A 12,506-nucleotide genomic window follows, 5' to 3' on the forward strand; every position below is an offset into this window, starting at 1 on the left:
GGAGGAACACTCTTCATGTCCCGCAAGCCGTTCCACATCAATGCCTTCCTCATGGGCGTCGGTCACCACGAGGCCGCCTGGCGGCATCCGCGCACCGCCGAGCATCAGGTGCTGGACGTCAAGCACTTCCAGGAACTGGGCCGCATCGCCGAACGCGGCAGGCTCGATTCGGTGTTCTTCGCCGACGGGCTGGCCGTGGGGCCGCGCATCAAGCGCAACACCCTGGCGGTGTTCGAGCCGGTCACGCTGCTGGCCGCCATCGCGAGCGCCACCGAGCACGTCGGGCTGATCGCCACCGCCTCCACGACCTACAACGAGCCGTTCAACCTGGCCCGCAAGTTCGCCTCGCTGGACCACATCAGCGGCGGCCGGGCGGGCTGGAACATCGTCACCTCGGGCAACGAGGAGGAGGCGTTCAACTTCGGCTACGACTCGATTCCCGAGCACGCTCGCCGCTACGAGCGCGCCCAGGAGTTCGTGGACGTGGCCATCCAGCTGTGGGACAGCTGGGAGGACGGGGCCATCGTGCTCGATCCCGAGGCCGGGGTGTTCGCCGACCCGGACAAGGTGCACACCATCGACTATCGCGGGGACCGGTTCCAGGTCCGCGGGCCGTTGAACTCCCCGCGCAGCCCGCAGGGGCGACCGCTGCTGGTGCAGGCCGGATCCTCGGAGAGCGGAAAGGAATTCGCCGCCCGCTACGCCGAGGCGGTGTTCACCGCGCAGCGCACGCTCGAGGAAGGCCAGGCCTTCTACCGCGACCTCAAGGCGCGCCTGACCAAGTTCGGCCGTTCGGCCGACGAGCTCAAGGTGCTGCCCGGGCTGGTGCCGTTCATCGCCGACACCGAGGAAGAGGCACGGGCGCTCGAGCAGGAGTTCACGGACCTCATCTCCCCCGACTACGCCCTGCGCCAGCTCTCCACCCTGCTGGGCATCGACCTCACCGAACACGCGCTGGACGCACCGCTGCCGCCGCTGCCGGACGAGAGCGAGATCGAGGGCGGCAAGAGCCGGTTCACGCTGGTCAAGGAGCTCGCCGAGAAGGAGGAGCTGACCGTGCGCCAGCTCATCGGCAAACTCGGCGGCGGGCGCGGGCACCGGACCCTGGCCGGTACACCCGAGCAGATCGCGGACGATCTGCAGACCTGGTACGAGCAGGGCGCGGCGGACGGCTTCAACATCATGCCGCCGTACCTGCCGGGCGGGCTCGAGGACTTCGTGGACCGGGTGGTGCCGATCCTGCAGGAGCGCGGGCTCTTCCGCACCGAGTACACCGCCACCACGCTGCGCGGGCACTACGGGCTCGAGCCTGTGGAAAGCCAGTTCGCGGTTCGCACCGACATTCAGGCCACCGCCTAGTAACCGGGGGGCATGCGCACAACGCATGTCCCCCATCTTTTTTCGAGAACGAAGGGCACGATTATGACCACTGTCTCCGAACCCACCGTCACCGAAACCGGCGTCACCGTATCCGCCGGGTCCTTCCGCGTCGTTCCCGTCGCCGGGCATATCGGCGCGGAGATCACCGATGTCGATCTGCGCGGGGAGTTCACCGCGGACCAGGTCGCCGAACTCACCGCGGCCCTGCACGAGTACAAGGTGCTGTTCTTCCGCGACCAGCAGATCGGGCACGCCGAGCAGATCGCGTTCTCGCGGCTGTTCGGCGCGGTCACCCCCTCGCACCCGTACGACGACGACGCGCCGACCGAGTACCCGGAGATCCTGGCCGTGGACAGCCGGCTGTACGAAAAGCGTTTCGGGGTGCGCAAATTCAGCTACACCAACTACTGGCACACCGACGTCTCCCCGCTCGTCAATCCGCCCGCGGCGTCACTGCTGCGCGCGGAGATCGCCCCCGAACGCGGTGGTGACACACACTGGACGAACCTGGCCGCCGTCTACGCCGGACTGCCCGATTCGCTCAAGGAGCTGCTCGACGGGCTGCGCGCCGGGCACCGGTTCGGCGGCAAGAACCCGGCCTGGGACTCCGAGAGCGACTACGCCAAGAAGGTCGCCAAGGCCCCGCTGGTGACCGAGCATCCGGTGGTCCGGGTGCACCCGGTGACCGGGGAGAAGATTCTGTTCGTCAATCCCGGGTTCACCACGCGCATCGTGGGTTTGAGCCCGCGTCAGAGTGACGCGCTGCTGGACCTGCTGTACGCGGAGCTGGCCGATCCCGCGTACACCGTCCGATTCCGCTGGGAGCGCGGCAGCCTCGCGTTCTGGGACAACCGCGCGACCGCGCACCTGGCCCCCAGCGACCTGAACCACCTCGACGTCACCCGGGTGCTCTACCGGACCACCCTGGAAGGTGAGGTACCGGTCGGCGTGGACGGCGAGCCGTCGCGCTCGATCAGCGGGGCGAAGTTCGTGGGCAACGCGGGGGCGCCGGAGCACGACGCGGCTTGACGCGCCGGCCGAGAAAAACCGTGGTCCCGGTACCGGAGTCGTCCGGCGCCGGGACCACGTGCGTTTGGATCCAATTCCCGAGCCCGCCGTCAGGTCACTCCGCCTACGGCGAATCATCTGGATACTGACCATGCTCGCGCTGTTCGGGACAGGGTGCGCCATGGTCGCCGTGGACAAGAACCGCTATGCGGGTGACCGGACCTTCGACCCGCTGACGATATCGACGGCGTTGTTCGATCCGAACGACGCAGCGCGCTATCGCCACCCGGGCGCCATCACGTGGCGGCTCAGGAGCTCGAGGACGCGACCTAGCGGCCCAGGGGGCGGCCCGGGGGCGGGGGTTGCTGCCACCGCTCGTCACCCTGCGGGGGTTCCGGGCGGCGCGGCGGTTGCTGCTGGGGATCGGGACCGCGCAGCGGCTGTTGCTGGGGCGGCGCGTCCTGGCGCTGCCCGAGCGCCTCCGGATCCGGGAACACCGGCTGCTCGGCCCGGGGACGTGGCGCCGACGGCAATCCCGAGGGATCGGCCGGGGCCCGCGCATCGGCTTCGGCCGCGCGCACCGCGCGTTCGGCCGCCGGGTCGGTCGCGGTGTCGAACCAGTCGGCTACCTCGTCGGCATCGTCCTCGGGGCGTTCGGCGGCGGTGTCGTCCGGGGTCGGCTGATAGCGGAAGGTGCCGTCCTCGCCCTGGGTGCCGAAGTTGCGGGCGAAGCCCTCGAGGGCCTTGCCGAAATCGCTGGGGACGAGCCACACCTTGTTGGCGTCGCCCTTGGCGACCAGCGGCAGGGTCTGCATGTACTGGTAGGCCAGCAGCTCGGGGGTGGGTTTGCCGCTCTTGATCGCGGCGAACACCTTCTCGATGGCCTTGGCCTGGCCCTGGGCCTGCAGGTAGGCGGCGGCGCGCTCACCCTGGGCACGCAGGATGCGCGATTGCCGCTCGCCCTCGGCCGAGAGGATCGACGCCTGCTTGGAGCCCTCGGCGGACAGGATCGCGGCCTGTTTCTGGCCCTCGGCCGTCTTGATCGACGCCTCGCGCTGGCCCTCGGCGGTCAGGATGATCGCGCGCTTCTCGCGATCGGCCTTCATCTGCTTCTCCATCGACTCCTGGATCGAGGGCGGCGGATCGATGGCCTTGAGCTCGACGCGCGAGACGCGCAGACCCCAGCGGCCGGTGGCCTCGTCCAGCACCCCGCGCAGCTGACTGTTGATCTGATCGCGAGAGGTGAGCGTCTCCTCCAGGGTCATGCCGCCGACCACGTTGCGCAGGGTGGTGATGGTCAATTGCTCAACGGCGGCAATGTAATTGCTGATCTCGTACACCGCTGCCTGGGGACTGGTGACCTGGAAGTAGACCACCGAGTCGATCTGCACGGTCAGGTTGTCCTGGGTGATCACCGGCTGCGGTGGGAAGGACACCACGCGTTCGCGCAGATCCACTTTGGCCCGGACCCGATCGGCGAACGGGACCAGGAACGTGAGCTGGCCCGAGACCGTGCGCGAGTAGCGGCCCAGCCGTTCGATGACGGCGGCCTCGGCCTGCGGCACCAGCGCCACCGATTTGAAGATCACCACCACGACCAGCAGGATCAAGACCAGGGCGACTATGAGTACAGCCATCTACGGCCCCTTCCAAACGACGACGTGCGCGCCATCGACCCGCATGACATAGACGGTTGTTCCTTCCGGATAGCTTTCCTGCGCGTCGAAGGGACGCGCGCTCCAGACATCACCGTCCAATTTCACTCGCCCGCCGTGCTCGTCCACCGTCTCGAGCACCTTCGCGGACTTCCCCGGTAGTGCGTCCATGCCGGTCGGCGTGGTGGGGGGACTCGCGTAGCGCCGCAAGAGCATCGGGCGGACGAGCAGGAGCAGGGCGACGGCGGTGACGCCGAAGATCACGGCGTCGACCACGATGCTCGTCCCGGCCACCGCGCTCACCCCCGCCGTGACGAGCGCCGCGCCGCCCAGCATGAGCAGCGTCAGTTCACCGATGAGCATTTCGGCCGCCGCGAGGAGGAGCCCCGCGACCAGCCACACTATTGCGGCCACACACCCACACTAAACCTTCCGGCGCGCTGTGGCCTGAGATCGACAACCTCGCACCCCCGGGCACCCTCGATCCCGGGACACGTCGCGCCCGCCGCCCGGCGCCGATCTTCGCGAGTCGCCGCGCCCGCGCACTTGCGCTGCGCCGCAGCGCGATTCGATGCCGATTCGGCATGACTCGCGATGCTTGTCCGCTATGTCACAACGGATTTGACCGATTCACCCCCGCAACGCGCCGTGTCGCAGCACCGCCCAGCCGCCGCGGCACCGGTACCGTCGATCGAATGAGCGGGCGCGACAGCTACGGCGGTGACATCTTCAGCGGGCACGCACGGAACCGCAAGCGTGAGATTCCGAAGGTCGCGGCCGAACGCGATCTGGTGGTGGAGGACGCGGCCTCCGGATTCTGCGGTGCGGTAGTGGGTTTCGACCGCACCTACGACGGCGATTTCGTCAAGCTCGAGGACCGTGCCCGGCGGGTGCGGTTGTTCGCCATGCGCGAGGCGGCCTTCCTCATCGACGGCCGGCCGGTGACCCTGGTGCGCCCGGTCGCCGCCGCGCCGAAACAGCCCACCCGTTCGGCGTCGGGGTCCACCCGGGTGGTCGATCACAAGGCGCGGGTGGCCCGGGCCAGCCGTATCTGGGTCGAGGGCGTGCACGATGCCGCCCTGGTCGAGCGGGTGTGGGGTCACGACCTGCGCGTGGAGGGCGTCGTGGTCGAGCAGCTCGAGGGGCTCGACCACCTGGCCGCGCGGCTCACCGAGTTCGGGCCCGGGCCGGGCGCGCGCGTGGGGGTTCTGGTCGATCACCTGGTGACCGGCTCCAAGGAGACCGGGCTCACCACCGGACTCGGACCGCACGTGCTGGTCACCGGGCACCCCTACATCGATGTGTGGCAGGCGGTCCGGCCCGCCGCGGTCGGCATCGCGGCCTGGCCGGAGGTGCCGCGCGGCGAGGATTGGAAGACCGGCATCTGCCGCCGCCTCGGCTGGGGTACGCCGCAGGAGGGATGGCGGCGCGTCTACAACGCGGTCGAGTCGTTCCGGGATCTGGAGACACCGCTCATCGGGGCCGTGGAACGGCTCATCGATTTCGTCACCGAACCGCAGTAGCGCACCGCGCCGAAATCCGTGCGCACCCGGACATCGGTTTCCGCACCGAACCGTAGTAGCCCGCCAGTTATCCTCGTAGGCATGAGTAGCCCGAGTGCCACATTGACCGTGTGGGCCGGTTCCTGGGTCGCCGGCCGCAGCGCGCCCGACGATGTGCTGGACGCGCTGCGCGTGTGGGCCACGCGACAGAGCGTGGCCGCGGGCGACCCGGTCACCGGCGGTCACACCGGGTTACCGTGGGCCGACGACGAGAGTACCGAGACCGCGCCCGGTGCGGGGATCATGGTGCTGCTCAAGCTCATTCGCGAGGCGACCACGTCCCCCGAGGCACAGGTCCGGCTGGTGCTGCCCATTCCCGGCGACGTGCGCGGACTGCCGGTGGGCACCGAATTCGCCGCCGCGGCAACCGAAGCCGGGGAGGGGCTGTACGTCGGCGCGCCCGGCACCCGGGGCACCGGACTGGTCCCGGTCTGGACCGACGACGACGCCCTGCAGTGGCGGGTCTACGCCACCCCCATCCCCTTCGCCACCGAATCCGAGATGCCGCTCGGGGAGGCCGAATACACCATGCGCCAGGCCGTTCGCGACGCCGCGGACGCGCTGCAACAGCTGCACACCACGCGCGTGGACTCGAACGGACCCAGCCCCCGCGATCTCATCGAGGACGAGCTCGCCGCCTACTCCCAGCACGGCTATCCGGACTCACTCCCCCTGCGTGCCCGCCGCATCCTCGACACCGCCGATCAGGTGGCGGCGATCCTGACCGTCGCCGAACGCGCTCCGGCCTCGGCCCCGGTCTCCGGCACGGCGATAGCCGCCCAGGAGTCCCTGCTGCGCCCGCTGTGGAACGCGATCCGCGCGGCCCGCCTGGCCGCGGTCCACGCCCGGGATTGATCCGGGATCGATACCGGCGTCGCGGCGGACTCGCGGGTGAGCCGGTCCGGCGAACCCCGAGGCGTTGCGGGGGTGCTCGATTCGATGCGGCGCACAGCCACGCGGCCGCCACGGTTCAGGTGAGAATCGACGGCGGCGTGGTCGAATTCGTGTGCCGCCCGCCCCGCCGCGGCACTCCGGTCCAGAAGGTCACCGATCGCCGGTTCGAACGAGCGGTATCGACACCGTCCGGATCCGATACCCGCGGGGCAGCAGAGGATGGTCACACCTTCGGCCGGCACATCCTGGTGCCCGCCCTTGGAACCGGTGCGCGCACACCCTCGAATGCGTCCACCGCGGCAATGCCGTCCACGACCTTGCCGAACATGGTGTACCCGAGGCTTTCCCGGCCCGACTCCGCGGCTTCGGCCATGGCGACGTTCGCCCGTGCCGCTTGCCGCCGGCCGATCAGGGCCGGGTCGTCACACCGCCCATCCCACACGGTGTGAGGCAGGGACGAGGGAGACCGAACCGCGCGGCAAGAACAGACCAGCGTGCGCGAGATGGGGTGTGCGGCCGGATGATCCGAATGGGTGGGTTACGGCCGATGCGGACAGCGAGTTCGGCGGCCCGGGCGATGTGGTTACGTTCACAGGGCGGACGGCGGACCGGTCAGCGTGTCGTGCACGACGCGCCGCGATGGCCCCCGCGTCACCCGGCGCTGGACGTGCGCGCCGAGAGGGTGCGCACCGACGGTGGCCGGGGCAGCGATCGATCTTTCCTGTACAGGGCGCGGCACGACCCCGCTCGAGCGCGCCGGTGCGATAGTCCGGCCTCCTACCCGCCCGCGCGGTTACCCGCAAATGTGGTCTCGGCGAATCCACTTCGGGCGGGCCCGGGGTGGATTGACAGGCTTCGTGCGCGGCGATAGCGTGCCGCTGAATGGTTGCCGGTCGGGTGACCAGCAAGTGAAGGCTGGGTTATCACCCAGGCGGCAGGTCGGGCAGGGTCAATGATTTCCCAGGTCGAATCGTATACACCACCCTTTGGTTCCATTCGGCATCGAATCTCCTCGGTAGCCAATAGTGAACTGCCTCACCCGCGGTCGATCCCCGCCGGCGCCGACCACCCGGCGGCCGCGTGACCGCGCCCGCGATCCCGCTGCGCCCGATCCTGCTGCCGGCCGACCCCGCCGCCGCCGTGACGGTCCTGCGCCACGCGGTCGAGCGCGCGCACACCGGCGCGGAGGCCATCGCTCCGGTCACGAACGCCGAACAGGCGCGGGCACTTCCGGCCGAAGTGCCGGCCACCACCGCGGCGGTCCTGTCCACCTCGGGTTCCAGTGGCGAACCGAAGCGAACCCTGTTGTCCCGCAACGCCCTACTGGCCTCGAGCCGGGCCACGGCCGCGCGCCTGGGCGGCCCCGGCGACTGGCTGCTCTGCCTGCCCGCGGGGTACGTCGCGGGGTTCCAGGTGATCTCGCGGGCGGCGCTGGGCGGCACCGCGGTCGCGACACTGCCGGACGGGCATTTCGACAGCGCCGCCTTCGCCGCGTCCGCCGCCCGCATGACCGGGGACCGCCGATACACCTCGCTGGTGCCCACCCAGGTCACCCGGCTGCTCGCCGACGTTCAGGGCCGCGCGGCGCTCGCGACCTTCGACACCGTCCTGATCGGCGGGGCGCGACTCGACCCGGGCACCGAACGCCGGTTGCGCGCGGTGACCACAGCCGTGGTCACCTACGGCATGACCGAGACCTGCGGCGGCTGCGTGTACGACGGTCGCCCGCTCGACGGCGTGCTGGTGCGAATCGTGGACGGGCTCATCCACATCGGCGGCCCGGTGCTGGCCGACGGCTACCTGGATCATCCCGACGGCGGCGGCTTCTACCGCGAGGGCGACCGGCACTGGTATCGCACGGCCGACCGTGGCCACTGGGACGGTGAGCGGCTCGTCCCGACCGGCCGCGTCGACGACCTCATCAACACCGGCGGGGTCAAGGTGTCGGCCGTGGCGATCGAACGCGAGCTCAGCGAAGTGCCCTGGGTGGAGACCGCCGTGGTCCTGGCTCTCCCGGACAGCGAGTGGGGCGAGGTGGTCGCCGCGTATGTCGTTCCCCGCCAGACCGTTTCGGCCCCGGACCCCGACGCCCTGCGCGCCGTCGTCCGCGAACGACTCGGCCGGGCCGCGGTCCCCAAACACCTGGTTGTCGACCCCGACCTACCGCTGCTCCCGAACTCCAAGATCGACCGCCGCGCCGTGCGCGACCGCCTGACCGCCGCGGCCGGTCCACGCCGTGCGTGAGCCCACCCGTGCTCGCCGAGGCGCGGCAGCCCGGACTCCAGCCAGCTGCGCACGCGACAACTCGGCCGCGACGTCCAGCACCCGCAACCGCACGGCCGGCCCGCTAAGCCACCCCGCCGCAGTCACCCGCGCACATCGCCACCCGGTTGCCGCACCCGGCACTCACCGCCGTGCGGCCCGGCCGGTCGGTCCCCACCATCCTCCCGCCGAGCCGACCGGCACACATCTCCCTCCGGCCCAACCGGCCGACACACATCTCCCTCCAGCCCAACCGGCCGACACATTCCGCCATGCCGCCGGGCTCACCCATACACGGCCTTCCAGCCCGGCCGGGCTCGAGCGGCGTCGTGCGTGACGCCGTAATCGTCGGGGCGGTGCGGACGCCGATCGGGCGCGGGAAGCCGGGCGGGGCGCTCGAGGGCGTGCATCCGGTCGACCTGATGGCGCACAGTCTGCGGGCGCTGGCCGGGCGGACGGGAGTCGACCCGGCGGTGATCGACGAGGTCATCGGCGGGGTGGTGAGCCAGGTCGGTGAGCAGGCCACCAACGTGACCCGCCGCGCGGCGCTGGCCGCGGGGTTCCCGGAGTCGGTGCCCGCCAGCACGATCGACCGCCAGTGCAGCGCGAGTCAGCAGGCGCTGCGTTTCGCCGCGCACGCGGTGATCGCGGGCGACTGCGACGTCGTGATCGCCGCCGGGGTGGAATCGGTGAGCCGCATCCCCATGGGCACCAGTCTGCTGGATGCAGACAATCTCACCGGATCGGCGTTCCTCGAACGCTATCCGCAGGGCGTGCCGTGGCAGGGCATCAGCGCCGAACTCATCACCGCGCGATGGGGATTGGGCCGCGCCCAGTTGGACGACTACGCCCTCGAGAGTCACCGGCGCGCGGCCGAGGCGAGCAAGAACGGCCTGTTCGATGCCGAATCGACCCCGCCCATCCTGGGCCTGTCCGTCGACGAGAACATCCGATTCGACGGCACCGCAGCGGAATTGAGCGCGCTGCCGCCCTCGTTCCGCAACGAGGCGGTCGCCCGGCGATTCCCGGAGATCCGCTGGCACGTGACCGCCGGCAACGCGAGCCGGCTCGGCGACGGCAGCGCCGCGGTCATGGTGACCACCACCGAGCACGCCCGCCGGCTCGGGCTCACGCCGCTCGCTCGCATTCGCAGCCATATCGCCATCGGCGACGACCCGTTCCTCATGCTGACGGCCGTGGTGCCCGCCACCGAGAAGGTGCTCGAGCGAACGGGATTGCGCCTGAACGACATCGACCTGGTGGAGGTCAACGAGGCGTACGCGGGCGTCGTGCTGGCGTGGGCGCGCGAGACGGGAGCCGATCTCGCCCGGGTGAACGTGCACGGCGGCGCGATCTCGCTCGGGCATCCCCTCGGCGCGAGCGGGGTCCGCATCACCGCCACACTGGTGCACGCGCTGCGCGCACGCGGGGCGCGCTACGGCCTGCAGACCATGTGCGAATCCGGCGGCCAGGCCAATGCCATGATCCTGGAGGCGCTCTAGGCCGGTCCGGCTAGCTGGTGGCCAGCGCCGGAATCGGCAGGGTCTGCACCCACTCGCGAGCCAGATCCTGCGGCTTGACTTCGGACGAGAAGTCGTGCCGCGCATGCTCGCCGACCTGGATCGCACCGCGCTCGGCGAGCTTCTCGGCCGCGATCTCCCCGCCCTTGTTGAAGGCGTCGCCGTAGATCGTGTCCCCCAGCCCGAAGAGCGCGAACCGCAACCCGGTCAGGTCGCACGCGTCGGCGTCGAGGATGTCGAAGAAAGGCTCCGCGCCGGTGGGTAGTTCACCGTCGCCCGCCGTCGAGCACACGACGATGTGGAAGTCGCTCGCGTCGAGATCGCCGGGGTCGAAATCCATCATGTCGAACACCGAGACATCGTGGGCCGACAGCTCATCGGCGATGACCCCCGCGACGAGTTCGGAAGTCCCCAGTTCGGACCCGAACAGAATGACGACGCGCACGCACAGCTCCCTTCAAGGTTTGTAAGCCTAACCTAACCTATCGTGTCGAGAACGGGTATGAACAGCGCCACGTCACCACGGCGCGCGTGTCGCGCCCGCGGGCCCGACACGGCAAACCGGCCCGCGTCATCACGGTTCACCGCGCCGGGGCGTGATGCCGAACCGGCCGATCGATGCGCCGGACGCCCCGGCCGGTCGTCGGCAGCCCGCGTGCGTCAGATCGTCTTGATCGCGCCGCCGTCGGCCAAATAGTCGGCGCCGGTGAGGTTTCCGGATACCGGCGAGGCCAGGAACGCGACGAGCGCCGCAGTCTCCTCGGGCTCGGTCAGGCGGCCGGTGGTGATCCCCATGTGCTGCGGCGCTCGATCGAGGAACTCCTCCAGCGACAACCCCTGTTGCGCAGCGACATCGGCGGCATACCCCTGCGGATCGGACCAATTCCGGGTTCGGGTCGGACCGGGCGAGACCGTGAGCGCGCGCAAACCCCGCGCCCCGAACTCCTCCGCGAGGGCCTTGGTGAGGTTGTTGAGCGCTGCTTTGGCCGTGCCGTAATCGACCGGATGGTAGGCCGCACGCGCTCCGATGGACGAGATGTTGATGATGACGCCGCGCCGGTTCAGCAGACTGGGCAACGCCGCACGGGTCACCCGCACGGCGCTGAAAAGATTCAGTTCGAACGTGCGCTGCCAGGCGTCGTCGGTGAGGCTCAGGAATCCGGTCGAGTCGGCGCTCCCCGACACGACACCGCCCACGTTGTTGACCAGTACGTCGATGTCACCGAGGGTCTCGAGCGCACGCTCGATCAGCGCACGGGCCCCTTCGGGCCGGGCCAGGTCGACCGGCACCGGAGTGCACGCGTCACCCAGTTCGCTCAGCTCCGGTGTCACCGTGCGCGCCGCAGCGACCACGCGGACGCCCTCGGACGCCAGCGCCCGCACGATCTCGAGGCCGATACCTTTGCTCGCGCCGGTCACGACGGCGGTCTTGCCCTGAAGTCGAAGATCCATCACAGTCCTATCTGGAACTACAGTTACAAAATGTGGGTACGAGTCGACCCGGGGTGGATTCGAACCGGCTCAGAGCGCGCGCATCGCCATCTCCACCAATCCGACCCTGCGCTCCGGTCGCGGATCGGCCTTCGCGAGCACTCGCATGCCGTTGATGGTGGCCAGCAGGAAGTTCGCCGCGGCGTCGGGATCCACCTCGGCCGCGAACTCGCCGGACCGCCGGCCCTCGTCGATCGCGCCCCGGAACGCGTCGTGCTGCCGATCGAATATCCGGCGCACGAGCAGATTCACGATCTCGTCGTCGGAGATCTCGACCGCGGTATTGGTGGCCAGGCACCCGCGCCGCTCGGTGTCCGCGGCACCCGCTTCCAGCACGAGATGCAATGCCGCACGCACTCGTTCACGCGGCGAACCGGGTCCGTCGAGCACCTCGATCACCCGCACGGTTTCCCCGGCCTGATACCGCCGCAACGCCCGCTCGAACAGATCGCGCTTGCCCGCGAAAGCGTTGTACAGACTCCCCCGGCCGATCCCGAGCGCGTCGACGAGATCCTGCGGCGTGGTTCGCGCGTACCCCTTGCGCCAGAACACCTGCATCGCCTGCTCGACGGCGACATCGGGATCGAAACTCTTGGCGCGGGGCATGACCCGACAGTAGATATTTTGTAACCTCAGGTCAAATATCGACCGCGCGCCCGGCCCGGTGCGGCCCAGCACCCTGCGGGCCAGCACCCCGCGGGCCTGCGCCCGTAGCGCCCAGGACTGGCGCTCGA

At 70.0% G+C, this 12,506-nt stretch carries 12 protein-coding genes; 6 read left to right on the forward strand and 6 right to left on the reverse strand.

What is annotated here, in order from left to right; translation table 11 throughout:
* The first annotated feature begins 15 nt into the window (after nt 1-15).
* A complete protein-coding gene (locus ACFVBH_RS01635; RefSeq protein WP_354990713.1) occupies nt 16-1,359 on the forward strand; it encodes an LLM class flavin-dependent oxidoreductase in 1,344 nt (447 codons plus the stop codon).
* Nucleotides 1,360-1,422: 63 nt separating this feature from the next.
* Nucleotides 1,423-2,409 (forward strand): TauD/TfdA dioxygenase family protein, encoded by a 987-nt coding sequence (locus ACFVBH_RS01640; RefSeq protein ID WP_378998811.1) that lies wholly within the window; start codon nt 1,423-1,425, stop codon nt 2,407-2,409.
* Nucleotides 2,410-2,717: 308 nt separating this feature from the next.
* On the opposite strand, the gene ACFVBH_RS01645 is transcribed toward ACFVBH_RS01640, so the two are convergent.
* Nucleotides 2,718-4,025, reverse strand: a complete 1,308-nt coding sequence (locus ACFVBH_RS01645) for an SPFH domain-containing protein (RefSeq protein ID WP_354990716.1) — start codon at nt 4,023-4,025, stop codon at nt 2,718-2,720.
* Nucleotides 4,026-4,457 (reverse strand): NfeD family protein, encoded by a 432-nt coding sequence (locus tag ACFVBH_RS01650; RefSeq protein WP_354990717.1) that lies wholly within the window; start codon nt 4,455-4,457, stop codon nt 4,026-4,028.
* 281 nt (nt 4,458-4,738) lie between these two features.
* On the opposite strand from ACFVBH_RS01650, the gene ACFVBH_RS01655 reads away from it, so the two are divergent.
* Both ACFVBH_RS01655 and ACFVBH_RS01660 read left to right on the forward strand, forming a co-directional pair.
* Complete coding sequence (locus tag ACFVBH_RS01655) at nt 4,739-5,566, forward strand: DUF3097 domain-containing protein (RefSeq protein WP_378998814.1); 828 nt, start codon at nt 4,739-4,741, stop codon at nt 5,564-5,566.
* A gap of 81 nt (nt 5,567-5,647) precedes the next feature.
* Entirely contained in the window at nt 5,648-6,460 is an 813-nt protein-coding gene (locus ACFVBH_RS01660) for a hypothetical protein (RefSeq protein WP_378998816.1), read from the forward strand.
* Between the two features lie 262 nt (nt 6,461-6,722).
* Here the strand turns inward: ACFVBH_RS01660 and ACFVBH_RS01665 are convergent, their stop codons facing one another.
* Nucleotides 6,723-6,872, reverse strand: coding sequence for a hypothetical protein (locus ACFVBH_RS01665; protein WP_378998819.1), 150 nt, complete (start codon nt 6,870-6,872; stop codon nt 6,723-6,725).
* Between the two features lie 707 nt (nt 6,873-7,579).
* On the opposite strand from ACFVBH_RS01665, the gene ACFVBH_RS01670 reads away from it, so the two are divergent.
* Both ACFVBH_RS01670 and ACFVBH_RS01675 read left to right on the forward strand, forming a co-directional pair.
* On the forward strand, nt 7,580-8,743 hold the full coding sequence (locus tag ACFVBH_RS01670; RefSeq protein ID WP_378998821.1) for an AMP-binding protein: 1,164 nt from the start codon (nt 7,580-7,582) through the stop codon (nt 8,741-8,743).
* A 347-nt stretch (nt 8,744-9,090) separates the two neighbouring features.
* Nucleotides 9,091-10,263: a thiolase family protein gene (locus tag ACFVBH_RS01675; protein WP_378998823.1), complete on the forward strand. Its 1,173-nt coding sequence runs from the start codon at nt 9,091-9,093 to the stop codon at nt 10,261-10,263.
* Nucleotides 10,264-10,273: 10 nt separating this feature from the next.
* Here the strand turns inward: ACFVBH_RS01675 and ACFVBH_RS01680 are convergent, their stop codons facing one another.
* From ACFVBH_RS01680 to ACFVBH_RS01690, 3 genes are all read right to left on the reverse strand, one after another.
* Complete coding sequence (locus tag ACFVBH_RS01680; protein ID WP_378998825.1) at nt 10,274-10,726, reverse strand: flavodoxin family protein; 453 nt, start codon at nt 10,724-10,726, stop codon at nt 10,274-10,276.
* A gap of 215 nt (nt 10,727-10,941) precedes the next feature.
* A complete protein-coding gene (locus ACFVBH_RS01685; RefSeq protein ID WP_378998827.1) occupies nt 10,942-11,733 on the reverse strand; it encodes an SDR family NAD(P)-dependent oxidoreductase in 792 nt (263 codons plus the stop codon).
* 69 nt (nt 11,734-11,802) lie between these two features.
* Complete coding sequence (locus tag ACFVBH_RS01690) at nt 11,803-12,378, reverse strand: TetR/AcrR family transcriptional regulator (RefSeq protein WP_378998829.1); 576 nt, start codon at nt 12,376-12,378, stop codon at nt 11,803-11,805.
* Between the last annotated feature and the right edge of the window lie 128 nt (nt 12,379-12,506).

This window comes from Nocardia sp. NPDC057668, from assembly GCF_042799795.1.
In the GTDB taxonomy this organism is placed as follows: domain Bacteria; phylum Actinomycetota; class Actinomycetes; order Mycobacteriales; family Mycobacteriaceae; genus Nocardia.

Coding starts and splice junctions, on each gene's coding strand:
- ACFVBH_RS01690 (WP_378998829.1), bottom strand. CDS start 12,378: ATGCCCCGCGCCAAGAGTTTCGATCCCGATGTCGCCGTCGAGCAGGCG.
- ACFVBH_RS01655 (WP_378998814.1), top strand. CDS start 4,739: ATGAGCGGGCGCGACAGCTACGGCGGTGACATCTTCAGCGGGCACGCA.
- ACFVBH_RS01645 (WP_354990716.1), bottom strand. CDS start 4,025: ATGGCTGTACTCATAGTCGCCCTGGTCTTGATCCTGCTGGTCGTGGTG.
- ACFVBH_RS01635 (WP_354990713.1), top strand. CDS start 16: ATGTCCCGCAAGCCGTTCCACATCAATGCCTTCCTCATGGGCGTCGGT.
- ACFVBH_RS01660 (WP_378998816.1), top strand. CDS start 5,648: ATGAGTAGCCCGAGTGCCACATTGACCGTGTGGGCCGGTTCCTGGGTC.
- ACFVBH_RS01685 (WP_378998827.1), bottom strand. CDS start 11,733: ATGGATCTTCGACTTCAGGGCAAGACCGCCGTCGTGACCGGCGCGAGC.
- ACFVBH_RS01640 (WP_378998811.1), top strand. CDS start 1,423: ATGACCACTGTCTCCGAACCCACCGTCACCGAAACCGGCGTCACCGTA.
- ACFVBH_RS01665 (WP_378998819.1), bottom strand. CDS start 6,872: ATGGCCGAAGCCGCGGAGTCGGGCCGGGAAAGCCTCGGGTACACCATG.